17 protein-coding genes are annotated in these 25,065 nt (G+C 72.4%); 10 read left to right on the forward strand and 7 right to left on the reverse strand.

Annotation, left to right across the window (positions count from 1 at the left end):
• Nucleotides 1-176: 176 nt before the first annotated feature.
• Entirely contained in the window at nt 177-2,960 is a 2,784-nt protein-coding gene (locus Q5530_RS12625; protein WP_415362369.1) for a BTAD domain-containing putative transcriptional regulator, read from the reverse strand.
• 298 nt (nt 2,961-3,258) lie between these two features.
• On the opposite strand from Q5530_RS12625, the gene Q5530_RS12630 reads away from it, so the two are divergent.
• On the forward strand, nt 3,259-3,657 hold the full coding sequence (locus tag Q5530_RS12630) for a hypothetical protein (RefSeq protein ID WP_415362370.1): 399 nt from the start codon (nt 3,259-3,261) through the stop codon (nt 3,655-3,657).
• Nucleotides 3,658-4,631: 974 nt separating this feature from the next.
• Here Q5530_RS12630 and Q5530_RS12635 read toward each other — a convergent pair.
• The 3 genes from Q5530_RS12635 to Q5530_RS12645 form a co-directional block, all read right to left on the reverse strand.
• Entirely contained in the window at nt 4,632-4,883 is a 252-nt protein-coding gene (locus Q5530_RS12635; protein WP_415362539.1) for an integrase core domain-containing protein, read from the reverse strand.
• Nucleotides 4,832-5,713 (reverse strand): helix-turn-helix domain-containing protein, encoded by an 882-nt coding sequence (locus tag Q5530_RS12640; RefSeq protein ID WP_415362371.1) that lies wholly within the window; start codon nt 5,711-5,713, stop codon nt 4,832-4,834. The genes Q5530_RS12635 and Q5530_RS12640 overlap by 52 nt, the downstream gene beginning before the upstream one ends.
• A 708-nt stretch (nt 5,714-6,421) precedes the next feature.
• Nucleotides 6,422-6,952 carry an avidin/streptavidin family protein gene (locus Q5530_RS12645; protein ID WP_415362372.1) on the reverse strand — a complete coding sequence of 177 codons (531 nt, stop codon included), beginning with the start codon at nt 6,950-6,952 and terminating at the stop codon, nt 6,422-6,424.
• 464 nt (nt 6,953-7,416) lie between these two features.
• Between Q5530_RS12645 and Q5530_RS12650 the strand changes: the two genes are divergently transcribed.
• The 5 genes from Q5530_RS12650 (at nt 7,417) to Q5530_RS12670 (ending at nt 12,118) form a co-directional block, all read left to right on the forward strand.
• On the forward strand, nt 7,417-7,944 hold the full coding sequence (locus Q5530_RS12650; protein WP_415362373.1) for a biotin transporter BioY: 528 nt from the start codon (nt 7,417-7,419) through the stop codon (nt 7,942-7,944).
• 32 nt (nt 7,945-7,976) lie between these two features.
• Entirely contained in the window at nt 7,977-9,446 is a 1,470-nt protein-coding gene (locus tag Q5530_RS12655; protein ID WP_415362374.1) for an AMP-binding protein, read from the forward strand.
• Nucleotides 9,443-10,636, forward strand: a complete 1,194-nt coding sequence (locus tag Q5530_RS12660) for a thiolase family protein (protein WP_415362375.1) — start codon at nt 9,443-9,445, stop codon at nt 10,634-10,636. Before Q5530_RS12655 ends, Q5530_RS12660 begins: the two co-directional genes overlap by 4 nt.
• 9 nt (nt 10,637-10,645) lie before the next feature.
• The gene (locus tag Q5530_RS12665; protein ID WP_415362376.1) at nt 10,646-11,257 is read left to right on the forward strand and encodes an energy-coupling factor transporter transmembrane component T family protein; all 612 of its coding nucleotides are present in this window, start codon (nt 10,646-10,648) and stop codon (nt 11,255-11,257) included.
• Nucleotides 11,258-11,434: 177 nt separating this feature from the next.
• Nucleotides 11,435-12,118, forward strand: coding sequence for an energy-coupling factor ABC transporter ATP-binding protein (locus tag Q5530_RS12670; protein ID WP_415362377.1), 684 nt, complete (start codon nt 11,435-11,437; stop codon nt 12,116-12,118).
• A gap of 97 nt (nt 12,119-12,215) precedes the next feature.
• Here the strand turns inward: Q5530_RS12670 and Q5530_RS12675 are convergent, their stop codons facing one another.
• Nucleotides 12,216-12,758, reverse strand: coding sequence for an avidin/streptavidin family protein (locus tag Q5530_RS12675; protein ID WP_415362378.1), 543 nt, complete (start codon nt 12,756-12,758; stop codon nt 12,216-12,218).
• Between the two features lie 403 nt (nt 12,759-13,161).
• Between Q5530_RS12675 and Q5530_RS12680 the strand changes: the two genes are divergently transcribed.
• Together Q5530_RS12680 and bioB are read left to right on the forward strand one after the other, a co-directional pair.
• A complete protein-coding gene (locus Q5530_RS12680) occupies nt 13,162-14,637 on the forward strand; it encodes a flavin-containing monooxygenase (RefSeq protein WP_415362379.1) in 1,476 nt (491 codons plus the stop codon).
• A gap of 154 nt (nt 14,638-14,791) precedes the next feature.
• Nucleotides 14,792-15,871, forward strand: a complete 1,080-nt coding sequence (gene bioB / locus Q5530_RS12685) for a biotin synthase BioB (protein ID WP_415362380.1) — start codon at nt 14,792-14,794, stop codon at nt 15,869-15,871.
• 82 nt (nt 15,872-15,953) lie between these two features.
• Here the strand turns inward: bioB and Q5530_RS12690 are convergent, their stop codons facing one another.
• Nucleotides 15,954-17,633 carry an AMP-binding protein gene (locus Q5530_RS12690; protein ID WP_415362381.1) on the reverse strand — a complete coding sequence of 560 codons (1,680 nt, stop codon included), beginning with the start codon at nt 17,631-17,633 and terminating at the stop codon, nt 15,954-15,956.
• Nucleotides 17,630-21,976: an amino acid adenylation domain-containing protein gene (locus Q5530_RS12695; protein ID WP_415362382.1), complete on the reverse strand. Its 4,347-nt coding sequence runs from the start codon at nt 21,974-21,976 to the stop codon at nt 17,630-17,632. Before Q5530_RS12695 ends, Q5530_RS12690 begins: the two co-directional genes overlap by 4 nt.
• 687 nt (nt 21,977-22,663) lie before the next feature.
• Here Q5530_RS12695 and Q5530_RS12700 point away from each other — a divergent pair.
• Both Q5530_RS12700 and Q5530_RS12705 read left to right on the forward strand, forming a co-directional pair.
• Nucleotides 22,664-24,364: a fatty acyl-AMP ligase gene (locus tag Q5530_RS12700; protein ID WP_415362383.1), complete on the forward strand. Its 1,701-nt coding sequence runs from the start codon at nt 22,664-22,666 to the stop codon at nt 24,362-24,364.
• On the forward strand, nt 24,361-25,038 hold the full coding sequence (locus tag Q5530_RS12705; RefSeq protein WP_415362384.1) for a hypothetical protein: 678 nt from the start codon (nt 24,361-24,363) through the stop codon (nt 25,036-25,038). The genes Q5530_RS12700 and Q5530_RS12705 overlap by 4 nt, the downstream gene beginning before the upstream one ends.
• Nucleotides 25,039-25,065 lie beyond the last annotated feature (27 nt).

Here is a 25,065-nt window from a genome sequence, read left to right on the forward strand (position 1 = left end):
ACAGCGGCCTGACCGCAGTTCAGACCGCGTATCCGACTTCCGGCACCCCGCAGGGACAACTCCCGATCCGCTTGCGCTCCCGGTTCAGCCACAGCGCCGACCTGCTCCGACGACTCGCTGGGCTCGCCGCGTGGGACGTCGTCCTCCAGCCCCTCCGCCTCGGAGCGGTCAGGCGGTCAGCTCTGCGGATCCGGTGGGTTGGTCGTCGTTGACGTGGATGAGCGGTCGAGTTGCCCCTGCAGTTGTTCGGCGTCGTCGTTGCGTCCCTGTTGCCGGTACAGCTCCAGTGCCGTGCGCCATGCGGTGCGGGCGTGGTCGTGTCGGCCGAGCGCCGCGTACGGGTGGCCGAGGTGTTCGAGGGTGCTGGCGGCGTCGTAGACGTTGCCGAGGGCGCGGCGCAGGACGAGGGCCTGGCGGTAGTGGTGGATCGCCAGGTGGTGGTTGCCGGTGTTGTGCTCGATGTAGCCGAGGCTGTCGAGGGTGTTCGCCTCGCCGGTGGCGTTGCGGTGTTGCCGGTGCAGGGCCAAGGCTGTGCGGAAGTGGTCGCGGGCGGTGTCGCAGTCCCCCAGTCGGGCGGTGTACCAGCCCACCGCGTTGTGCGCGTGGGCCTGGCACAGCGGTGCGTCGAGGCCGAGGAGCAGGCGCAGCGCGTGGGTGGCGTGGTCCAGGGCCTCGCGGTCGTCGCGCCCACCCCGCACCCGGGCGAGCGCCTGGTGGGCGTGGGCCTGCTGGTAGGGGTCGCCGTGCTCTTCGGCGAGGGCGATGGCGCGGTCCAGCTGCCCGACCGCGTCCTCGGTCAGCCCCAGGGCGGCACAGGCACCACCCAGCTGTTGGTGGGCGATGATGCGGGAGATGGAGTCGGGCAGGTGTGCCGCGGCGTGCGCGGCGGCCTGCCACGTGGCGCGGCGGTCGTGGCGGTGACCCCGTCGGTGGTGGAAGGTGTTGGTGGACATGGCCAGCCACCACACGGTGCGGTGATCGCGCTGGAGGGCCGCGAGGTGCTGGGCTTCGAGCAGGGTGGTGCGTTCGGCGTCGAACCAGGCCGTTGCCGCCGCGGCGTCGGGCAGGGGGTGGGGGTGCGCGACCGAGGTGGGCGGAGCGAGCCCGACGGGCCTGTGGTGCACGTCCAGCAGCAGGTCGGCGGTGTGGGCGGTGTGGGCGTAGAAGTCGATCACGCGCCGCAGCGCCGCGTCCCGCACGCCGCCGGGTAGTCGCCGCGCGGTGTCGGTGGCGTAGGCGCGGATCAGGTCGTGCATCCGGTAGCGGCCGTGCGCGTCGCGATCGAGCAGCGACGCCTGTTCCAGGCTCCGCAGCACGGCCCGGGCGGCGGTGGGCGGCAGGCCGGTCAGGTTGGCCGCGGCCGGCAGGCCGATGTCCGGGCCGGGTGCGACGGCCAGCAACGCGAGCGCGGCGGTGTGCTCCTCGGCGAGCGCGCGCAACGACCAGGACAGCACGGCTCGCAGGCTGGCCGACGGGTCGTCGTCGTCCAGCGCGGCCAGTCCGGATTCCCGCAGCTCGGCGACCGTGACGGACAGCGGTACCCGCGAGCGGGCGGCGATCACGCTCAACGCCAGCGGCACCCCACCGCACAGGCCGATCAGTTCGTCGACCGCCGCGTCCTGGGCGGCGACCTGCGGCGCACCGAGCCGGGCGGCCAGCAGCTCGCGCGCCTCGTCGTCGGACAGCCCGTCCAGTGGCAGGCGGTGGGCACCGTGGCCGGTGACCAAGCCGGTCAGCTGGTTGCGGCTGGTCACCACGACCGTGCAAGCCTCGCCGCCGGGCAGGAGCGGGACGACCTGATCGGTGTCGGCGGCGTTGTCCAGCACCACGAGCACCCGCTTGTCTGCGGTCAGGCTGCGGAACAGCGCGGATCGGGCGTGCACGTCGGACGGGACCGCCCCCGGTGCGACGCCGAGGGCGGTGAGGAAGCCCCGCAGCACCGCGGTCGGCGTCATCGGCGCGCTGTCCGGGTCGAAGCCGCGCAGGTCCACGAACAGCTGGCCGTCGGGGAACCGGGCGAGGCGACGGTGTGCCCACCTCAAGGCCAGCCAGGTCTTGCCGAACCCGCCCGCGCCGGTGATGGCCGAGATCACCATCGTGCCGCCCGACCTCGCGGCGTCCACCAGGTCGTCCAGGCGGTGCAGTTCGTCGTGGCGGCCGGCGAACACCAGGGGCCCGGCACGCAGTTGGCGGGGTACCACCGGCCGGGGCCCCGCGCCACGACTCGTGCCGGTGGGAGGAGCGTCGGCGGTGAGGACCTGCCGGTGGGCGTCCTGGAGGATGGTGCCGGGTTCGGTGCCCAACTCCTCGATCAACCGCGCACGGACCTGCCGGTGGTGCTCCAGGGCGTCGTTGGTGCGTCCGGCCTGGTGCAGGGCCAGCAGGTACTGACCCGCGACCCGCTCGTCCAACGGGTGCCGTGCGGCCCGCGCGGCCAGCTCGGCCACCAACTCCCGGCCGTCCCCGGCGCGCAGCACGGCGTCGGCGAGGTCGTGCTGCGCAGTCAGTCGTTCCTGGTCGAGCCGGTCGCGCTCGGCCTGCGCCCACTCCCCGCCCACGCCGGTCAGCGCCTTCCCCCGCCACAGCGCCAGCGCCTCGGTCAGGGCCCGCACCACGTGGCCGTCATCGCCGCGGGCGCGGGCGCGCAGCTCGCGGAACCGGTGCAGGTCCACCACCGGTTCGGTCGTGTCGGTGATCAGGGCGTAGCCACCCGAGCGGCGCACGATGGCCACGCCGTCCGCGCCGACCAGCGCGTGCCGCAGTCGGGAGATGTAGCTGTGCAGCGTCGACCGCGACCGCGGCGGCGCGTCCGCGCCCCACACCCGTTCGACCAACCGGTCCACCGGCACGACCCGACCCGCGTCGACCGCCAACGCCGCCAGTACGCACCGCTGCCGTGGCGTCCCCAGATCCACCGACCGATCGGCGAACTCCGCGCACACCTCCCCCAACAAACGCACCACCACACGTACCGCCTCCCCCCTGGGCACCTCCAAGAGAACCAGACGCAGCGGCTCGACCAGCGCAGTACAGAAAACCTGCCAGAAGTTCACACGATCGGGCGTGCATCGTTCCCATCGGCAACAGCGGGGGGAGAAATCATGATCGAAATTCACCGTGCACGCACGGCACGCCCCCTGACCGCCGCCGCGAAGTCGATCGAGCGGCGCCCCGTGGACCAGGCGGGACGAGGCGTCGCGGGTCGACTCGGCAGAACGACGATCGACCAACTGCCCACGACGAAGAAATGGAATGCCCATGAGAGCCGAACTCGCCATCACCGCGGCAACGCTCGCCCTGGCCACCGTCGCGGTGGTCCCCGGAACCGCCCGTGCCGCCCAGCCCGCCCAGGACACCGCCACCTCGGCGGTGTCCCCCGCACCGGACGGTTCCCACGACGTCCGGGCCGAGGCGATCAACTACACGTTCAGCCACGCCACCTCGGTGGCCCTCTACAACGCGGCGAAGACGGGCGGAGCGGGCGCGGTGGCCGTCATCTGCGCGCGGCTCGGCGGCCCGATCCCCGGGCTCGTCTGCGGCGTGCTCGCGGAATACCTCATCGACCAGGCCACGAACCCGCCGGCGCCCGGTCGCTGCTACCAGGTGTACCCGGTGGTGGGTCTTCCCCCGGTCGCCATCCGCGAGGTCAACTGCTGATCCCTGAACGATTCGGGGTGAGCGGTACAGCAAACCGGTGCGGCGGCGCCTTGCACCCGGACGGGGCACTGCCGCACCGGCTGCCGGATCCGCGTGGCGCCCCGACCCGTGGCCCTCGCACCCGCGCGATCCGATCGGCGGTGAGCGGCCCGGGGTTCGTCCGCCCGTCCCGCTCTGGTACTGGAACGTGCAGTCGCCGCCGACGACTCCGCCGGACCCCACCGAGTGAGTGGCGCAGGTGGCCACGGCGTTCGAGCGGTTCGTGTACCGAGGGAGGGGCGGGGAGAACATGAAGTTGTCGATCTTCAAGTTCACGAACCGGAAGACGTAGCGTGCGCCCGTGTCGACGAAGGCGGCTCAGCCGACGCCGGTCACCACGTCGGTGTTGATCATCCTGGTGCCGCTGGTGCAGGAGGTGGTGGTGGCCGCGGTGGCCTGCGGTGCGATCAGCAGCGCAGGCACGACGATCGAGGCACCCAGGACGAGCGCGCGTCGCAATCGGCTTCCCGTGGACATGTGCGGACTTCCCGGAGCGGTACGGACCCCATCAGAAGACCGCACCGGTTCTCGACCCGCACACCGCGACCACATGGCACATCGGGGATGCCGAACCCCGTCGGCCGCAGGGGTGGGGAGGAATTCGCCGTGCCGCTGCTGGCCGTCGACGCCGCCGGGTCCCGATCCGATCGCGCGTCCTGGTGTCGAGTCGGGAAACCCGGAGATGTGAGCTCCCGGTGGCCGCCGGGCCACGGCGTCACCAAACACCCCCGGACGCTCCCCGGTGTGGGCCTACCCGTTCTGACGGACATCCGAGATCAGGGGACGCGTGTCCCCGGAAGGATGTCCCATCATGGAGTCCATGGGCAGCAGGAAGCGGCGGCCTCGGCGGTCGTTCACTCCGGAGTTCAAGGCCGAGATCGTGGAGCTGTGCCGGCGGGGTGACCGTGTGCCGCTCGGAAAGTCATCGCTGCTGGTCAAGTGGCGTGTCTGTACTCGTTGATGAGGCCGCCGAGGATGCGGGTGCGGAGCAGTCTGCGGTTGTCGAGGTCGTCTACCGCGGTGGGGTGGTGCTGAGCCTCGGGCGGTAGTTGGTTGCGGGTCTGGTGGGGTCGGTGTCGGTTGTAGTGGTCTTCGTAGGTCGTGAGGACTTGTCGTGCATGGGCTTCGCCCAGGATCAGGATGTGGTCGAGGCCTTCGCGTCGGATGGTGCCGATGACCGTTCGCAGTGGGCGTTCATCCGGGGTGCCTGCGGCGCACTCTTGATCACACGCAGATCGTCGGCTTGGAAGACGGCGTCGAACGCCTGGCCGTACTTGCCGTCACGGTCGCGGAGCAGGAAGCACAGCGACTCCATCCGGCGTCCGAGGTCGGCGGCGAGGTTCCCGGCCTGCTGTGTCGTCCACTCCCGGGTGGGGTGGGCGGTGACGCCGGTGACGTGCAGGCGCCTGGTGCCGTGTTCGAGGAACACCAGCGCGTACAGGCGTGTGCCGAGCACGGTGTCGAGGTGGAGGAAGTCCGCCGCGATGATGCTCTCGGCCTGGGCGGTGAGGAACTCGCGCCAGGTCGGGCCGCTCCGGCGTGGCGCCGGGTCGATGCCCGCATCGTGCAGGATCCGCCAGACCGTCGAGTGGGCGATGCGGTGGCCGAGCCGGGCCAGTTCGCCCTGGATCCGTCGATGACCCCACCTCGGATTCTCCCTGGCGAGGCGCAACACGAGCGACTTGACCGCCGCTCGGGTCGGTGGGCGTCCGGTAGGTCGCCGCGCGGAGTAGTCCCACTTGCGGACCACGAGTGTGCGGTGCCAGGCGAGCAGGGTGCCCGCCGTGACAGGGAAGACCTCCCGCCACCGCCGACGATCCACCAACCCGGACAGGGCGGCGAACCAGAACCGATCCGCGGGTTCATAGCGGACCGGGCCTGTCAGGTGCCGACGAAGGACCGCATTCTCGTGCCGCAGCACGAGCAGCTCGGCGTCCTTCGCCGCCTCGCTGCGCAGCAGGGCCGACGGGACGGACAGCAACCTCCGGGTCATCTTGTACAGCAGGGACACGATCACCCGGACATGCTCTCAACACGGCGACACGCCTTGCTCTACCAGCGACGATGACTTTTCGAGCGGCACAGGCGCCGCGGTCGGACAGGCCCAGCAGGAACTGCAGCACGCTCACCGTGGCCAGTTGGGCGGGTGAGAGCCCGGGGCGTCCGTTACGCGAGTAACAGTCGGCGAAGTCCTCGTCGCTCCACAGACCGCCGAGACGGTCACGCACCCACATCGCCGTCGTACCACCGGGATTGCTGGCTCGTGCCATCCACGCGGTGAGCTCCGGGACCTCCACCACAGACCGGGAACCAACCGGTAACGACATCTGACCACCTCGGGAGCCTTGTGACCTTCACAGACCCCTGAAGCCTCAGTTACCGATCGGTCACCCTCCGCGACACGCTGATCGCTCCAAGATCACCGACAGAGTCAAGCTCAGAGCCCGGCCGTACCCAACACACCACCGACCGGTCCTCGACGGCCTGATCGACGAGCACGACTCCACAACGGCCTGACCGCATCTCAGACCGCGTAGCCGACTTCCGGCACCCCGCAGGGACAACTCCCGATCCGCTTGCGCTCCCGGTTCAGCGGCCCACCGATCACCGGCCCGGAAGGTACGGGCAACAGCCGGGAAACCGCGGTGGCGATCGCCACCGCGGTTTCCCGGCCGGAATTCGGACACCGACGAGGGGAATTCGGCACCCCGCGGCGGCACGTCGTTCACAAACCCATCGGCGAAGCGACTCCCAGCGCCTTGGCCTGCTCGACCTGCGCCGGCGTCGGCTCGACCCGGCTGAAGGAGTCCTTCCCGACGCGCGTGGCGCTCCACTCGTCCGCGGGCAGGGTGCTGGAGGTCAGCAACCAGTGCGTGACGATGCGCTCCTGCGCGCCGCCGAAGTACTGGCCGCTCCACGTGGCCGTGGAGTGCGCGTTGCGGTAGCTGTTGCGGTAGGTCACCGTCCAGCCGAGCGTGGTGCCCGCGCCGGTGGCCAGCGGCTGGGTGTCGTAGCGACCGCGCAGCACGTAGGTGTTCTCCGCGTTGCCGACCGCCGACTCGTAGGTCCCGGTGAGCGTGCCCCCGGGACCTGCGGTGATCACCATCTCGGAGCCCAGTTGGTTGTACCAGCTGCCGGTGATGGCCGAGAGCTGCTGCTGCTCCTCCACCTGCGGTTCGGCGGCACTGGCGGAAACCGAGAGAACGCTGAGCACCATCGCCATGGCGATGACCAGCACCTGTCGCGCACGAGACACTTTTTCTCCTGAAATCGAATTCGGAGGCATACGCACGATATTGAGCGGACGCACCGGACGGCACGCTTGACACCGTTCCCGGGAGCCAATGATAACGAGGGCGACAACGTTCTGGGCACCGATTCCCAAAACGCCACCTCGTCGCACCGGCAACCATATCGGCAGGCGCCCGACGGGAACATGCGCCGTTGGAGTGACCCGCAGTTGAAATGCCGAAGCAACCACTAATACTCCAAACGGCCTGCTTGGCACGTTCAATCGCGGAAGTGCGGCCCTTTTTTTGCGTTGATGAACCTGACGGGTGCACCGGAGGATGGGTTACGTGCACCCCGCACTCGGCTCACCGCACGGACAGGTTCGGCGGAGCACGACGCGGGCCGTGCGGTCAGGGTGGTCCAGAGGGGCAGTGGCGCCGAGTTCGGACGACGTGCGGGGGTGCGATGCGTACCAAGGATCTCGCTCATGTGGCGCTGTTCGCGGCGCTGACCGCGGCGCTGGGACTGCTCCCGCCGGTCGAGGTGGCGCTCGTGCCGGCACCGATCACCGCGCAGACGCTCGGGGTGATGCTCGCCGGAGCCGTGCTCGGCTCGAGGCGGGCTGGGTCGGCGCTGCTGTTGTTCGTCCTGCTGGTCGTGGTCGGCTTGCCGGTGCTGGCGGGAGGACGCGGCGGACTGGGCGTGCTGCTGGGCCCCAGCGGCGGGTTCATCCTGTCGTGGCCGGTTGCCGCGTTCGTCGTCGGTCTACTGACGGAACGCTTCTGGCGCCGGTACACCGTGCTGCTCGGCATCGCGTGGAACGTGGTGGGCGGCGTGCTCGTGGTGTACCTGATCGGCATACCGTGGATGGCGCTGGTGGGAGACCTGGGCTTCGACAAGGCGCTGGTGGGTTCGCTCGTGTACGTACCGGGCGACCTGACGAAGGCGGTGATCGCGGCGGTGGTGGCGGTCACGGTGCGGCGCGCGTACCCGCTGATCGAGGACCGGGGCGCATGAACGTCATCGACGGTTTCCTTACGCACGCGCGAGTGTCCCCCGATCGGGAGGCGCTCGTGCTGGGCCGTGAGCGGCGCACGTTCGGGCAGTTGCGGGACCGCGCCGTCGCCGTGGCGGGTGCGCTGCGGTCCGAGTTGCGCCCCGAGCACCACGAGACCGCGCGGATCGCCCTGCTGCTGGGCAACCGGCCGGAGTTCCTGGAGATCTTCTGCGGTGGTGCGGTCGCGGGCGTGCCGGTGATGGTGTTCGACCCGGCGTGGAGCGCGACGGAGCTGTCCGCGATCCTGCGCGACACCCCGCCCGCGCGGCTGTTCTGCACGCCGGGGTCGCCGGTCGGCGACGCGCCGCCGGGCGCCGTGGTCGAGGTGCCGGGTCCGGACTTCGCGCGGTGGCGGGATCTCCCCCGTACCGCGTCGCTCCCGGAGGTCCCGGACAGCGCGCCGTTCTACGTGGCCTTCACGTCGGGCAGCACGGGGCGCCCCAAGGGCGCGGTCCGCTCGCACCGGTCGTGGCTGCGCACCTTCGACCGGTCGAAGGCGGAGTTCGGCATCGACGACACCGACCACGTGCTGCTGCCCGGTTCGCTCGGTCACTCGCACTTCCTCTACGGCGCCCTGCACGCCCTGCACGTGGGCGCGACCGCGCACCTCATGCCGAAGTTCGACGCGGCGGCGGTGTTCGACCAGCTCGACCGGCACCCGATCACGCGCCTCTACCTCGTGCCGACCATGTTCGAGGCGCTGCTCGAGCACGCGAGCCACCACCCGGGCCACGTGTTCCCCGGGGTGCGGTCGCTGCTGTCCGTGGGCGCGAAGTGGTCGCCGGCGCGGCGGGCGCAAGCGGTGACCCTGTTCCCCGGGGCGGACGCGGTGGAGTTCTACGGCGCCACCGAGCTGAGCTTCGTGTCGGTGCTGCACGGTGACCGCGGCGGTCCGCTCGACTCGGTGGGCCGGCCGGTCGACGGCGTGGAGGTGTCGGTGCGCTCGCCGGACGGCGCGGAGGTGGCCGTCGGCGAGGTCGGGCAGGTGCACGTGCGCAGCGACATGCTGTTCTCCGGCTACCTGTCGGAGCAGGACTCGGGTGGGCCGGACGCCGACGGGTGGTTCACCGTGGCCGACGTCGGCAGGCTCGACGAGCAGGGCTACCTGCACCTGGTCGGCCGTGCGAGGGGGATGCTGATCAGCGGCGGCTTGAACGTGTACCCCGAGGAGGTCGAGGCGGCCTTGGCGCGCTTGGACGAGGTGGCGGAGGTGGCGGTGGTGGGCCTGCCCGACGAGCGCTGGGGCGACCTCGTGTGCGCAGCGGTGCGCTGGCGCGACGGTGCGCGGTTGACCCTGGCGGACGTCCGGGACCGCGCGTCGGCGCACCTGTCGAGGCAGAAGTGCCCGCGTCGCCTGGTGGAGCTGACCGCCATGCCGCACACCGCGAGCGGCAAGGTCGACCGGCGGAGGGTGCGCGAACTGGTGCAGGCGAACGCGCCGGACGTGCGGGAGGTCCGGTGAACGACCGGGACGCCGTCGTCGTCGCGGCGAGGCGCACGCCCATCGGGCGCATCGGCGGCTCGCTGGCCACCACCACCGTGGACGGTCTGCTCGCCCCCGTGCTGGTCGCGCTCGTCCGCGACCTCGGCATCGACGGCGGCGAGGTGGACGACGTCGTCATCGGCAACGCGGGCGGTTCCGGTGGGAATCCCGCGCGGTTCGCCGCGCTGGCCGCAGGGTTGGGCGTCGACGTGCCGGGGCTGACCATCGACCGGCAGTGCGGCAGCGGGCTGGAGGCGGTCAACCTCGCCGCGCGGCTGGTCGCCTCCGGCGGCGCCGAGGTGGTGCTCGCGGGCGGGGCGGAGAGCGCGAGCACCGCGCCGTGGCGCGTCGAGCGGCCCACCGCCCTGCACGGCACGCCGAGGTTCTACGCCCGGCCGCACTTCGTGCCCGCCGAGTTCGGGGACCCGGACATGGGTGTCGCCGCCGAGAACGTCGCCCGGTTGGGCGGCATCGGCCGCGAGCGGCAGGACCGGTTCGCGCTGGACAGCCACCGCAAGGCCGTCGCGGCGACCGCGGCCGGGCGGTTCGCCGGTGAGCTGGTGTCGCTGGAGGTCCGCGTCGGCAAGAGCACCGTCCTGGTCACCGAGGACGAGTGCCCGCGCCCCGACACGAGCTTGGAGCAGCTCGCCCGGCTCCGCCCGGTGTTCGCCGACGGCGGCACGGTCACGGCGGGCAACGCGTGCCCGGTCAACGACGGCGCGGCGGCGGTAGCCGTGGTGTCCGGCCGCAGGTTCCGCGAGCTGGGGCCGCGCCGCGGCCTGCGCGTGGTCGACTCGGTCACGCACGGGGTCGACCCGGAGGTCCTGGGCTGGGGGCCGGTGCCCGCCGTGCGCGCTCTGCTCTCGCGCAACCCCGACGTGTCGCTGGGCGACGTGGGGGTGGTCGAGTTCACCGAGGCGTTCGCCGGGCAGGTGCTGGCGTGCCTCGACGAGCTGGGCATCCCCGAGGCCAAGGTCAACCGGGGCGGTGGGGCGATCGCGCTCGGCCACCCGTGGGGCGCGTCCGGGGCCGTGCTGCTGACGCGGCTGTTCGCGGACATGCTCGGTGACCTCGACCCCGTCTCCGCCACCGCCCGGTACGGCCTGGCCACGCTCGGCGCGGCGGGCGGGCTGGGCATCGCCACGCTGGTCGAACGGGTGACGACCTAGGAGCCCGGAGTGCTGAGCCTCTACCACGACGCCGACACACCCGTGCACGCCCTGCCCGCCGGGGTGAAGCTGCTGGTGCTGTTCGCGGTGGGAGCGGCGCTGTTCCTCGTGCGGTCGGTGCTCGGCCTCGGGATCGCGTTCGCGGGAGTCGTCCTGCTGTACGCGGTGGCGCGCGTGCCGTGGCGCACCGCGTGGCGGCAGCTGCGGCCCGTGCTGCCGTTCACCGCGCTGATCGTCGTCGCCCAGTTCGTGCTGGCCGACTGGCGCAACGCCGTGCTGGTCGGCGAGCGGGTGCTGGTGCTGGTGCTGCTGGCCAACCTCGTCACGCTCACCACCCGCACGACGGCGATGATCGTCGCGGTCGAGGCCGCGCTGGGGCCGCTGCGACCGCTGGGCGTGCGGCCGGAACGGGTGGGCCTCCTGGTGGCGCTGACCATCAGGTTCATCCCGGTGATCAAGGAGCAGGCCGACCAGGTGCGTGCGGCGCAGAGGGCTCGCGGCGTCGAGCGCAGCTTCGCGTTCCTCACCCCCCTGCTGATCAAGACCCTGCGCCTGGCCGACGGCCTCGGGGAGGCGCTCGACGCCCGCGGTCTCGACGCGGAACCGCCGCGCCGGCGCTGAGCGCCAGCTGCGGTCGGCGGCGGGTCACCGCGCGGCGGTCAGGCGCGGCGGCGGCCCGGCGGGGAGCCGTCCCATCGTCCCTATGATGGGGTCCGGGGAATCCGGTGTCCCGATCCGAGGGGGCGGTGTGCGCATCGAAGAGGTCGCGCCGATCGAGCCCCGAGCCGGGGGCGTCGGATGACCATCGAGGTCGAGGGCGTCGGCCACCGGTTCGGTGACCGCAGGGTGCTGCACGACGTCAACCTGAGGCTCGACGAACGGCGCGTGGCGGTCATCGGCTCCAACGGCTCGGGCAAGAGCACCTTCGCGCGCCTGCTCAACGGCCTGCTCGTGCCGACCGAGGGCCGGGTGCGCGTGGATGGCCTCGACACCCGCAAGCAGGGCAAGGCGGTCCGACGCAGGGTCGGGTTCGTCTTCCAGGACCCCGATGTGCAGATCGTCATGCCGACCGTGGCCGAGGACCTCGCGTTCGGGCTCAAGCACCACGGGGTGGCGCGCGACGAGATCCAGCGACGGGTGTCCGACGCCCTCGCCACCCACGGGCTGGAGGAGTTCCGGGATCACCCCGCGCACCTCCTCAGCGGCGGCCAGAAACAGCTCCTCGCGATCGCGGCGGTGCTCGTGCTGGAGCCCGAACACGTGGTGTTCGACGAGCCGACCACCCTGCTCGACCTGCGGAACAGGCGCCGGATCGGCAAGTTGATCCACGACCTGCCGCAACGGATCGTCGTGGTGTCGCACGACCTGGAGCTGGTCGCGGGGTTCGACCGGGTGATCGTGTTCGACGGTGGTCTGGTGGTCTCCGACGGGCCGGCCGAGGAGAGCATCGCGGCTTACGTCGCGATGCACCCGCCGCTGTGACGGCCGGTGATCCGCGGCCGGCCGGGAAGGCTCCACCGCAACCATCGCCGCCCCGGCTCCGGGGCGGCGATGGTTGCGTTCGGGCCGCGGTCGCCGCTCAGGAGACGACCGGCGAGCCGACTCCCAGGGCCTTGGCCTGTTCGACCTGCTGCGCGGTCGGCGCGGTGCGGGTGAAGGTGTCCTTCCCGACGCGCGTGGCGCCCCACTCGTCTGCGGGCAGGGTGCTGGAGGTCAGCAACCAGTGCGTGACGATGCGCTCCTGCGCGCCGCCGAAGTACTGGCCGCTCCACGTGGCCGTGGAGTGCGCGTTGCGGTAAGCGTTGCGCCAGTTGACCGTCCAGCCGAGGGTGGTGCCCGCGCCGGTCGTCAGCGGGGCGGTGTCGTACCGTCCGTTCAGCACGTAGGTGCTCTCGGCGTTGCCGACCGCCGACTCGTAGGTCCCGGTCAGGTCACCGTCGGGTTCCGCGGTCACCACCAGCTTCGAGCCCAGCTGGTTGAACCAGGTGCCCGTGATGGACGAGAGTTGCCGCTCGGCCTGCTGCGCGTGGCCCTGCGGCGCCTCGGCGGCGCTGGCCGAGATCGAGATCGCGCTGAGCAGGACCGCCAAGGCGACCGCCAGGACCTGTCGGATGCGGAACACGTATTCTCCTGACTGCGAATTCCATCGAACGTGGACAGAGTTCTTCGGAAGCGGCAAGACTCTTGACCGATCACCATTCAGCCGTGGCTCAGCGGTCCGACCGCGCTTCGGTTCACCGCTCTCATACGACGCCACTCGCCGCCTGCGCCACAGTAACCATACAGGCACAACGGGCGGAATGCGCCGTTCGAGTGGTCCGACCAACGACGCGCCGCACTCCGACCGAATACGCCGGACGCCACCGATCCCGTTCCCGCGGTAAAGGCGAAGTCCCGTTTGTCGTCGATCTCCGCTGATCGGAGCAACAGCGTCAACCGTGCCGTGGCGTTGTGGTGTGGAATTGCACGACGACTTGCGGGTGACGACCCTGGCGCGTTCGGCGCCTTTCCGGCAGGCTTCGGGCATGGCGGTCGAGCACTTCGACGTGGTGATCGTCGGCGCCGGTCTCTCCGGTATAGGGATGGCCTGCCGGCTGGTCCGTGAACGGCCGGGCGCCCGCTTCGCGGTGCTCGAATCGCGGTCCGATCTGGGTGGCACCTGGGACCTGTTCCGCTATCCCGGATTCCGCTCTGATTCCGACATGCACACGCTCGGCTACCGGTTCCGCCCGTGGCGGCACGCGGCCACCATGCCCAGCGGGCAGGCGATCCTGGCGTACCTGCGCGACACCGCCGACGAGGAGGGGATCACCGGCCGGATCCGGTTCCGGCACCGGGTGGTGCGCGCCGAGTGGTCGGGCGAGCGGCGGCGGTGGGCGCTGGACGTCGAGGTCGCCGGTGGTGGGGAGACCTCGCGGTGCACCGCAGGGTTCCTGGTCATGTGCACCGGCTACTTCCGGTACGACCGCGGGTACTCGCCGGAGCTGCCCGGCGTCGAGCGCTTCGCCGGTCCGGTGGTGCACCCCCAGGCATGGCCCGACGACCTCGACTGGACGGACAGGCGGGTGGTGGTGGTCGGCAGCGGCGCCACCGCCGTCACGCTGGTGCCCGCGCTGGCGGACCGGGCCGCGCACGTGACCATGGTGCAGCGCTCCCCCGGCTACGTCCTGGCGCTGCCCGCCGAGGACGCAGTGGCCCGTGCCCTGCTGCGCGGGCTGCCCGAGCGGGTGGCGCACCCGTTGATCAGGTGGAAGAACATCCTGCTGAGCACAGCGCTCTACCAGGTCAGTCGACGTTTCCCGAGGCTGGTCCGGCGGCTGCACCGGGCCGCCGCGGTGTCGGGGCTGCCCGAGGGCTACGCGGTCGACGTCCACTTCAACCCGCGTTACGACCCCTGGGACCAGCGGATGTGCATGGTGCCCGACGGCGACCTGTTCCGCGTCATCCGTGAAGGGAAGGCGTCGGTGACGACCGACCGGATCGCGGGGTTCACCCCGACCGGCGTGCGCCTGGCGTCCGGCGGGGAGGTGCCCGCCGACGTCGTGGTCACCGCGACCGGGCTGGAGTTGTCGCTGTTCGGCGGCACGGCGCTGGCCGTGGACGGCCGGCAGGTCGTCCTGCGCGACACCGCGGCATATCGGGGGATGATGCTGGGCGACGTGCCGAACCTCGTATACACGATCGGTTACACAAACGCGTCGTGGACGCTTAAGGTCGATTTGGTCGCGAAGTACTTCCTACGGCTCCTCCGCCACATGGACGCGCACGGGTATGACGTCGCCACGCCCACCTACACCGATCCGGAGCCGGCCCGGGAACCGTTCCTGGACTTCCCCGCCGGTTACGTGCTGCGGGCCTTGGACGAACTGCCGAGGCAGGGCGGTCGCGCACCGTGGCGATCGGCGATGAACTACCTGGTGGACAGCGTGGCGCTGCGTTGGGGAAGAGTTGACGAAGCAATGGTTTTCACCGGTGCGCGGACCACCCGGGTGAGATCCTGATCACGCATCCGCGGGTCTGATCCGGTGCACGGATCAGCAAGCAGCGCGAACCCGATCGGCAGGTGGCGCACCCACCGAAAGGAACAACGAATCACCCGACTATTTGTGCGGGAGCGCCTTGCGCCCCTGTCCGGGGCGCTCCACGATGGCCGTCATGACAGAAACCATTCTCGCCGGTGTTCTGGAGTCGGTGACGACGAAGGCCCTCTCGGGCGTTCGGCCGACCCCCGAGGAGATGCTGGCGGTGTTGCGGTCGGCGGACGAGGACCTGTTGGACGTGGTCGCCGCCGCGTCGCGGGTCCGGCGCCGCTACTTCGGCACGCGGGTCAAGCTGAACTTCCTGGTCAACATGAAGAGCGGCATGTGCCCCGAGGACTGCACCTACTGCTCCCAGCGGCTGGGTTCGAAGTCGCAGATCATGAAGTACTCGTGGTTGAGCGCCGAGGAGGCGGCGGACAACGCCGAGCGGGCCGTCGCCGCGGGCGCGAAGCGGGTGTGCCTGGTCGCCAGCGGGCGCGGTCCGGCTGACCGCGACATCGACCGGGTGGCCGAGACGGTCGGCGCGATCAAGGGCGCGGCTCCGGAGGTGGAGGTGTGCGTGTGCCTGGGCCTGCTCAAGCCCGGCCAGGCCGAGCGGCTGCGCGAGAGCGGTGCGGATGCCTACAACCACAACCTCAACACCAGCGAGGAGAACTACCGCGACATCTGCTCGACCCACACCTTCGACGACCGGGTCCAGACGGTCTCGCAGGCCAAGCACGCGGGCCTGTCGCCGTGCTCCGGCGCCATCTTCGGGATGGGCGAGACCGACGAGGACGTCGTGGACGTGGCGATGGCGCTCAAGGACCTGGACCCCGATTCGGTGCCGGTCAACTTCCTGATCCCGTTCGAGGGCACGCCGATGCACGGCCGGTGGGAGCTGACGCCGCAGCGGTGCCTGCGCGTGCTGGCCGCGTTCCGGTTCATGTTCCCCGACGTGGAGGTCCGGCTGGCGGGCGGGCGGGAGATCCACCTGCGGACCATGCAGCCGCTGGCCCTGCACCTGGCCAACTCGATCTTCCTGGGCGACTACCTGACCAGCGAGGGGCAGCCGGGTGAGGAGGACCTGAAGATGATCGCCGACGCCGGGTTCACCGTCGAGGGCGCCGAGGAGCGCACCCTGCCCACCGCTCGTCACGACCTGGTGGCGGTCCGCCGCCGCGGCGCCGGGACCACCCTGCCGGCCAACACCTGACCGGCGCCCCGGGCGGTGGTCGCGTGCGGGCGCACCACGCGGGCCACCGCCCGGGGCCACCGCCCGGGGTCGGCACCCGGGGTCAGCGCGGCAGGTCGGCCACCACGGGCAGCTCGCCGCCGAAGTACCGCGCCCGGCACCGCTCGCGCTGCACCTTGCCCGACGAGGTGCGCGGTATCGAACCCCGGCCGACGACCACGACGCGGTCGGGCGCGTGCCCGAGTTCCTCCCGGAGCCGGTCCATGACCCGTTCGGCGACCCGGGCGGGATCTCCGCCGTCGACCGGCTCAACCACGACCACCATCCGCTCGGCACCGGGCTCGGAGAACGCCGCGCAAGTGGCGCGCGCGCCGTCGGCCCGCGACGCGACGTGCTCGTAGTCCTCGGGGTAGAGGTTGGCCCCGCCGACGATGATCATGTCCTTGACCCGGCCGCACACCACCAGACCGGCCGGTGTGAGGTACCCGAGGTCGCCGGTGCGCAGCCAGCCGTCGCGCACGGCCTCCGCGGTCGCCACCGGGTCCTGCCAATAGCCCAGCATCAGCGACGGGCCGCGCACGCACACCTCGCCCACGGTGCGGTCCGGCAGCGGCTCGCCGCACGCGCCGACGACCCGCAGGTCCACGCCGGGCACCGGGTGGCCGACCACCGCGAGCGAACGCGCCCCAGGGGCGTGCGCGGGCACGACCTCGGCCACGCCGCGGGAGGAGAGCGCGCCGCGCCGCACGTGGTCCCACAGCAGCGGCTCCGACAGGCTGCCCATCGACACCGACAGGGTGGCCTCCGCGAGCCCGTACATGGGGGTGACGGCTTCCGGCCGCAACCCGTACCGCGCGCCCTGCTCGGTGAACGCCTCGACGGCCTCGCGCCTGGTGGGCTCGGAACCGTCGCCGCAGACCCTCAAGGCGGACAGGTCCAGGGCACGCGGACGGGCCCGCATCCCGTTCGCGGCCAGGCCGTAGGCGAAGTTGGGGCTCACCGTACTGGTGGCCCGGTAGCGCGACATGGCGTCCACCCAGGAGTCGGGCGAGGCCAGGAACGCTTCTGGTGACTGGAGCACCAGCCCGACCCCGGCCGCGGCGCAGGACACCACGGCGACCAGGCCCAGGTCGTGGTAGAGCGGCGCCCAGCTCGCGTGGACGCTGTCGGCACCGTCGAGCAGCAGCCGCTCGCAGCACACCACCGCGTTCGTGAGCAGCTGCCGGTGGGTGAGCACGACCGCCTTGGACGGACCGGTGGTGCCGGAGGTGAACTGGAGGTAGGCGGGCTCGTCCGGGTCGGTGGTGATCGGCGGCGCGAGGTCGGCGCGCCGGGCGGTCAGCTCGCCGCACGTCGTGACCTGCCGCCCCAGCCGCTTGGCGAGGAACTCCCCGAACGGGTCGGCCACGACCACGCACCGCGCGTCCACCTGATCGAGCCGGTGGCGCAGGTCGGCCACGAGACCGGGCAGGCCGGACAGCCGGTGGGGCGGCGCGAGCACGGTGGGCACGGCGCCCGCGCGCCACACGCCGAACAGGCTGAGCAGCAACCGCGCGTCGGTGCGGGAGATCAGGGCCACGCGGTCGCCGGGCCGCACGCCGAGCCCGGCCAGTGCCGTGGCGACCCGGCGGGCGGAGCGGGCCAGCAGCGAGTACGGCAGCGGCGTCTCGGCCAGGGACACGTCCAGCAGGGTGATGCCCCGCCCGCCGCGCGCGGCCCGCTCCACGGCCTCGGGCACGGTGGCCGCGCCGAAGTGCTCCTCCGGGGTGGTGTAGGCGCTCACCGCCGCTCCCCCGCCGCCGCGGCCAGCTCCGCGGTGAAGCGGTCGGCCAGCGCGCGGATGGTCGACCCGCGGTGCAGGTTCGTGCTGTAGCCCCAGATCAGCCACAACTCGCCGGCGACGACGAGCGCGGTCAGGTCCAGCACGCGCGGGCGGTGGTCCAGGTCGCCGCGGTGGTGGCCGAAGGAGTCGACGAGCGGGCGGGCGTCGGCGCTGAAGAACTCGCTCACGTCCCCCCAGGAGTTGAACCCGACCTGCGGTCGGGGCACGGCGGCGAGGCGGTCGCGGACCCCGGGGTCCGGGTGCAGGTGGCGCAGGACGCCGTACCCCGCGCCGTCGTCGGGGACCGCCGCGAGTTGGTCGCGGACCGGGGTGGGACCGTCCGCGCGCAGGAGCACGGGCGTCAGGGTGGACAGCCTGGCGACCGTCCGCGAGACGTCCACCTCGCCGAAGGCCCGGCCACGACCGTGCCCCTCCAGCTCCACCAGCAGCTCCGTCTGCCCGGTCCACGCGGTGACCGCGCGCACCAGCGCGGTGAGCAGCTCGTCACGGGCCGCGGGCTTCCCGCCGCGCACGAAGTGGCGCGCGGCGGAAGCCTGGGTGTTCTCGCCCAGGCGGTGGTCCACCGGCAGTGGCGGCGGGTCGAGGTCGGCCAGGGCGCTCCACCGCGGCAGTTCGGCCGCCAGGTCGTCGCTCGCCGCGTGCTCCTCCAACCGGGCCAAGCAGGTGGACAGGGACGCGGTCCTCGGTGGCAGTCGCGGCGGCTCCCCCGACACCATGGCGGAGTAGGCGGTCCTGAGGTCTTCGAAGAAGACCCTCGACGAGTAGTAGTCCATCACCAGCCAGTGCGCGGAGACCAGCAGGCGGGGGCGCCGCGCCGGTCCCAGGTCGAAGTACGTCAGCCGGACCAGCGGGCCGTCGGCCAGGTCGAGGCTCGCGTTGCGCTCCGCGACGTGCTCGCCGACGCGGCGCTCCAGCTCGTCGTCCGGTACGTCGGCCAGGGACACCTCGACAACCGGGTCCGGTGCGGCGGGGTCCGGTGCGGCGGGGTCCGCGATCTCGGCCGTCCAACGACCGTTCCGGGCGCGGAAGCGGGTGCGCAGGGCTTCGTGGCGCCCGACCACCAGGTGGAGGGCACGGGCCAGCGGGTCGGTGTCCAGGCGGTCCACCTCGAACACCGGCCACATGCCGTTCCAGTGGTCCGGGTCGTGCAGGCCCAACTCGAAGAACCAGCGCTGGCCGGGGGTCAGGCCGATCGCCCCGCTCGACGCCTCCGCGCCGGGGGTGTCGTCGACGGCCGTCCGGGTGCGGGCCACGGCGGCCTGCCTGGCCACCGTCGGGTTGCGGTGGAACTCGCCGGCCGTCAGGTGCAGGCCCTGCTCCGCGATCCTGGCCACCACCCTCATGCCCAGCAGGGAGTCACCGCCGAGGGCGAAGAAGTCGTCGTGCCTGCCGACCCGCTCGACCCCCAGCACCGCCGTCCACGCCCGTGCCAGCGCCCGCTCGACGGGGGTGGACGGCGGGTCGACCGGGTCGGGTTCCGGCGCGGGCAGGGCGGCGCGGTCGACCTTGCCGTTGGCGCTCAGCGGCAGGGACGGCAACAGCACGACCGCCGCCGGCACCGAGTACGCCGGGAGCCTCTCGCCCAGGAACGCGGTCAGCCCGGCCGCGTCGACGTCGGCGCCCGCCGCCGGCACCGCGTAGGCGACCAGCCGCTTGGCCCCGGTGGGCTCGCCGGTGGCGACCACGACCGCGGTGCGGATCCCCGCGTGGCCGCCGAGCACGGCCTCCACCTCTCCCGGCTCGACCCGGTGGCCGCCGATCTTGACCTGGTCGTCGCGTCGGCCCAGGAACTCGATGCTCCCGTCGGGCAGGTACCGGCCCAGGTCGCCCGTCCGGTAGAGCCGCTCACCGGTGACCGGGTGCCGGGGGAACGACTCGGCGGTCCGCGCCGGCTGCTCCCAGTAGCCCCGGGCCACCCCGGCGCCGCCGATGAACAGTTCACCGGGCACGAGGTCCGGCTTCGGTCGCATCACCTCGTCGAGCACGTGGAACGACTGGTTGCGCAGCGGTGTGCCGTAGGGGATGCTCCGCCACCCCGGCTCCACGCCGGTGATCGGGTGCCAGGTGGACCAGATCGCCGCCTCGGTGGCGCCGCCGAGGCCGTGCAGCGCCGGTCCGCTCACCCTGCCGGGCAGGGACAGCGGTATCCAGTCGCCGCTGAGGAGCACCAGGCGCAGGGCGCCGGGCAGCGGCTCACCCGACTGCTCGCCGTGCTCCACGAGCATCTCGAACAACGCGGGCACGGTGTTCCAGAGGGTGACCCCGTACCGCCGCGCGAGGCCCGCCAGGCGGCCGGGGTCGCGCACGTCCTCGACACCGGGGAGCACCACCGCCCCGCCCGCGCCGAGCACGCCGAACACGTCGTAGACGGAGAGGTCGAAGCTCAGCGAGGACACGCCCAGCACCCGGTCGTCCGGTCCGACCCCGAACCGCTCGTTGACGTCGGAGAGGGTGTTCACCGCGCTGCGGTGGCTGGTCATGACGCCCTTGGGCACACCGGTCGAGCCGGAGGTGAAGATCACGTAGGCCAGGTCGTCGGGATGGGCGACGGGCCCGTCGACGGGTTCGCCGGGCACGCCCTCCCACGGCCGCTCCCCCACCGCCAGCACTGCCACACCCGCGGGCAGGTCCGTCCCGACCTGCGTCAGCGCCGCGGAGACCCGGCCCGCCGACAGCAGCTGCGCGATCCTGGCGGCGGGCAGCCCGGCGTCGACCGGCAGGTAGGCGGCGCCCGCGCGGACGACGCCCAGCACCGCCACCACCTGCTCCCAGCCCTTGTGCATCACCACGCCGACGAGGTCTCCCCGGCCCGCGCCCAGCGCGCGCACGCGGTGGGCCACCTGGTTGGCGCGGGCGTCCAGTTCGCGGAAGGTCAACACCCGACCGTCGGTGATGACCGCCGGCGCGTCCCCGCGCAGCGCCACCTGTCGATCGACCGCGGCGTGGATCGGTTCCTCCGGTAGGGGACCCGCGGTGTCGTTGACCCGCGCCCGGACCGCTAGCGAGCGGGCGGGCGGCGACACCGGCGTCGGTGCGCCGACGACCGCCTCGTCCCGCGCCAGCCGGTCGAGCAGGTCGACGTAGGCGGTGAACATGTCGTCCAGCACACCCGCCGGGAACACCTCGTCCACCGCGTCCCAGGCCACCACCAGCCCGCCGCCGAGCAACAGCGCCTGGTTGTCGAGGTAGACCTGCGGCGTCTGCGACACCGCGTGCACCACGTCGAAGGCCACGCCCTCCAGCGCGCCGAGACCACCGGGTTCGCGCAGCAGGCTGGTGAACACCACCGGCATGTCCGCCCGTCCGCCGCGTCGGGCCAGCTCGCGTCGCACCCGGACGCCGCCGAAGCCGGTGTGCGCGAGGTCCGCGCGCAACCGCGCCTGGATCGTCGCGGCGCTCTCCGCGACGGACCCGCTCCGGTCCAGGTCGCACTCCAGCAGGAGGGTGCCGGTGAAGTCCCCGACCACGCGCTCGACGTCCGCGTGCAGGGCCGGGCGGTCGGCCAGAGTGAGGTTGAGCGTGAAGCGGGCCGACGCGCTCCACACGCGCAACACCTCGGCGTAGGCGGCGCACAGCAGCACCGAAGGGGTCACCCCGATCGTGCGGGACAGGCCGCGCAGCCCCTCCCAGGCGTGCGCGGGCAGGCGGACCTGGCGGCGGGTGAACGCCGGGCGAGTGGGCATCGGACCGGGCCGGACCGGCAGCCGCGGTGACGGGGGCAGCGCGGCCAACCGGTCCAGCCAGTACCGGCGTGCCCGCGCGTGCGCCTCGTCCTCGTGCGCGGCGGCCTGCACCACGTCGCGGAACACGACCGCGGGCGGCGGGTCCTCGCGGTCGGGGTCGAGGACGAGGCCGATCAGCTCGGTGAGCAGGAGCTGGACGCTGCTCGCGTCGAGCATGACCAGGTCGACGCTCAGGTGCAACCGCAGCGCACCGTCCGCCAGGGTGTGCCCGCGCACCTCGTAGAGCGGCCAGGAGCCGTGGTCGAACACCTGCCCGGACAGCTCCGCCCTGGTGGCCTCCAGCCGGCTTCGCGCCTCGGCCTCGGGCAACCCGGCCAGGTCGGCGTGCCGGACCCGGTAGCGCGGCACTTCGGCGAGGACCTGTTGGCGGCCGTCCGGGCGCACGACCGCACGCAGCATGTCATGCCGCGCGATCAGCCGGTTGAGTGCTTCCTCGACCTCCTCGGCACCGGCGGTGAGGAAATCCACTTCGAGGTAGAAGTGCGCGGACCTGCCGCCCAGTTCGAGGTCGTCCGAGCCGAGTCGGTACGCCTGCTGCACGTCGGTGAGCGGAAACGGTTCGAACCTCGCCGCGGCGTCGTGCTCTATTCTCCGTCGAGGGGCGCCGAGGACCGGTTCCTGCACTCGGATGAATTCCGCCAGCCCTTCGGCGGTACACCCCTCGAAGAGCAGCGAGAGCGGCACGTCGGTGCCGTGCGACGCGTCCAACGCCGATTTGATCCGAAGGGCTTCAAGAGATTCCGGGAAAACCGGCCGATCGACCGCCCTTGGCGCTCCCACGTCGCCGAGGACACCTGCCACCAGGGCAGCTACCTGCTCGACGAGGGGATCGACGCCCGCGCCGGGCACGGTGCTCCCGGTCATGGAAGTATTCCCCTTTCATTCGACTAACGGCTTTGACCGGGACGGCAAGAGTTTCGCAGCTGTTTCCGTACTCGCGGAATCCGGCAGGTGCACCCCCACGTCCGTGCAGCCCCCATCGCAGGGTACCGCGACCTCCTGGACACACAATGGTGCTTTCGTGTTCTTGTGAGGTGCACCCCTCCGTGCTAGCGTCCCGGTGGACCGGCAAGCGTCTTTCACATTTACCAGGACGCCACCACAAAGCCGCGATCAATGATTCGACCGGAGCCTCGACGTGGAATACCGGCGTTTTCGGGCACGGCCGCGCCGGTGGGAGCCGCGTGCCGTCGATCCGCGTCGCGGCAGACACCGGGGGGATGAGCTTTGCCCGACCACGCAGCGCCCGACCACTCGGCGCCCGACCACGCAGCGCCCGCCTCGGAGCCGGACACCACCTTCGCCGACGTCCTCGCCGGGCTCGACCAGGACGGCCGCGGGCTGTCCTTCACCGGCGGCGACCGGGAACACCGGATCGACTTCGCGGAGTTGGGCGCGCTCACCTGCGACCTCGCGGCGCGCTGGGCCGGCCTGGGCGTCCGGCGCGGCGACCGCGTCGTGCTGGTCGTCGCGGACGAACGCGAGTTCGCCCTGCTGTTCCTGTCCGCGTTGCGCGCCGGGGTGGTGGCGGTACCCGTCTACCCGCCCTACCGGATCGGCCAGCTGGAGTCCTACCCCGCCGACCTCCGCCGCTCCCGCGCCGCAGTGGCGGCGGTCTGCTGCGTGGTCGGCGCAGCGCTGCGCGAGTTCGTCGAGGGCGCGCTCGGCGGGGTCCCGGTGCACACCCCCCAGGACCTGGCGGGCGCCCCGCCCGGCCCGGTCCACGCGCCGCGCCCGGAAGACGCGGCGTTCCTCCAGTTCTCCAGCGGCAGCACCGGGACGCCGAAGGCCGTGACGATCAGCCACCGCGCGCTGCTGGCCAACGCGCGTGCCATCCGCGGCGTGCTGGCCACCGACGGTGACCACGACCGCGCGGTGAGCTGGCTGCCGATGTACCACGACATGGGCCTGGTGGGGTTCCTCCTGGTGCCGCTGCTGGACCAGGTGCCGACCTGGTACCTGCCTCCGCTGCGCTTCGCCCGCGACCCGTTGTCCTGGCCCCGGTTGATGAGCGAGGTCGGCGCGTCGATCGCGTTCGCGCCCAACTTCGCCTACGGCCTGGTCGCCAGGCGCGCCGCGAACGCCGACCTCGGCGCGCTCGACCTGTCGCGGTGGCGGGTCGCCGGGTGCGGCGCGGAACCGGTGCACGCGGACACGCTCGCGGCGTTCGCGGACCGGTTCGCCGGCGCCGGGTTCCGCCGCACGGCTTTCATGCCCTCCTACGGCCTGGCGGAGTCGACCCTGGCGGTGGCGCTCACCCCGCGCGACAGCGGTGTCACGACCCTCACCGCGGACGCCGGGGTCCTGGCGCGGCGCGGCAGGGCGGCACCGCCCACGAGCGCCGGCAGCAGGGTCGTCGACCTGGTGTCCTGCGGACCGCCGGTCGAGGGCGCGGAGGTGCGCGTCGTGGGCCCCGCGGGCGAACCGCGCCCGGACGGGGAGGAGGGCGAGATCGTGGTGCGCGGACCGAGCCTGGCCGACGGCTACCACGGCGACCCGGAGGGCACCGCCCGCGCCTGGCGCGACGGCTGGCTGCACACCGGGGACCACGGGCTCCTGCACGAGGGCCTGCTGTACGTGACGGGGCGGGTGAAGGACCTCATCGTGGTCAACGGCGTCAACTACCACCCCCACGACATCGAGCGGGCGGCGAGCGAGGTGCCCGGCGTACGGCTGGGCAACGTCGCCGCGCTCGCGGTCCGCGACGGCGACACCGAAGGCGTCCGGCTCGCCGTCGCCACCTCGCGCGAAGTGGATCGCGACACCCTGGCGACCGAGGTCAGGAACGCGGTCAGCCGCCGGATCGGGCTGCCGCTGCGCGACGTGGTCGTGGTGCGCGGTGACCTGCCGAAGACCAGCTCCGGCAAGCTGCGGCGGTCGCGCACGGCGGACCTGCTGGACGAGGGCGGGCTGGTGAGCGGGTCGTGACGACGGGGATCGCCGACGCCCTCGGCCGCATCGCCCCGCCGGGCGGCCTGGTCTGCGCGCTGTGGGCGGAGGGCGACGACCTGGACGGCGCCGCGGCGCGCACGGCCCGGCTGACCCGCGACGCCGCCGGGGTGGGGCCGGACAGCCGGGTGCTCGACCTGGGTGGTCCAGCGGTGGCGGAAGCGCTCCGGAGCGCGCCGGCCGACGCGGCGTTCGACGCGGTGGTCAGCGTTCACGGCCTGGAGCACCTGGCTACGCCGCGGCAACGGGACCGGGGCGAGCACCTGGCCCTGCTGCGGGCGTTCTTCCGCTCCGTGCACCGGCTCGCGGCTCCCGGCGCCGTCTTCGCGGTGCACACGACCACCGCCAACCGGCTGCCGCGGCGTCCCGGTCCGGCCCTCGCGCTGGCCCGCGTGAGCCGCGCGCTACCGCTGTGGAGCCTGTGCTGGCGCACGGAGGAGATCGTCAAGGCGTGCGGCGGCGCCTGGGAGGTCCGGACCGTCGACACGCACCGGCGCGACGCCGTGCGCACCGTCCACGCGTGGCTCCACCGGTTGCGCGCCACCGGGCCGGCGATCGACGGCGAGCACGAGGACCTGTTGCGGACCTGCGCGCAGGCATTCGAGGACAGCCACCTGACGTTGACCCGGTTGACGCTGCACCGCGTCGACTGACAACGACCCACCACCGACGACACCCGC

It is taken from the genome of Saccharothrix sp. BKS2 (assembly GCF_047689505.1).
GTDB lineage: Bacteria > Actinomycetota > Actinomycetes > Mycobacteriales > Pseudonocardiaceae > Actinosynnema > Actinosynnema lopnurensis.

Bases quoted from the DNA above. Each gene is read 5' to 3' on its own strand.
- Q5530_RS12630 (WP_415362370.1), top strand. From the start codon at position 3,259: ATGAGAGCCGAACTCGCCATCACCGCGGCAACGCTCGCCCTGGCCACC.
- Q5530_RS12670 (WP_415362377.1), top strand. From the start codon at position 11,435: ATGACCATCGAGGTCGAGGGCGTCGGCCACCGGTTCGGTGACCGCAGG.
- Q5530_RS12680 (WP_415362379.1), top strand. From the start codon at position 13,162: ATGGCGGTCGAGCACTTCGACGTGGTGATCGTCGGCGCCGGTCTCTCC.
- bioB (WP_415362380.1), top strand. From the start codon at position 14,792: ATGACAGAAACCATTCTCGCCGGTGTTCTGGAGTCGGTGACGACGAAG.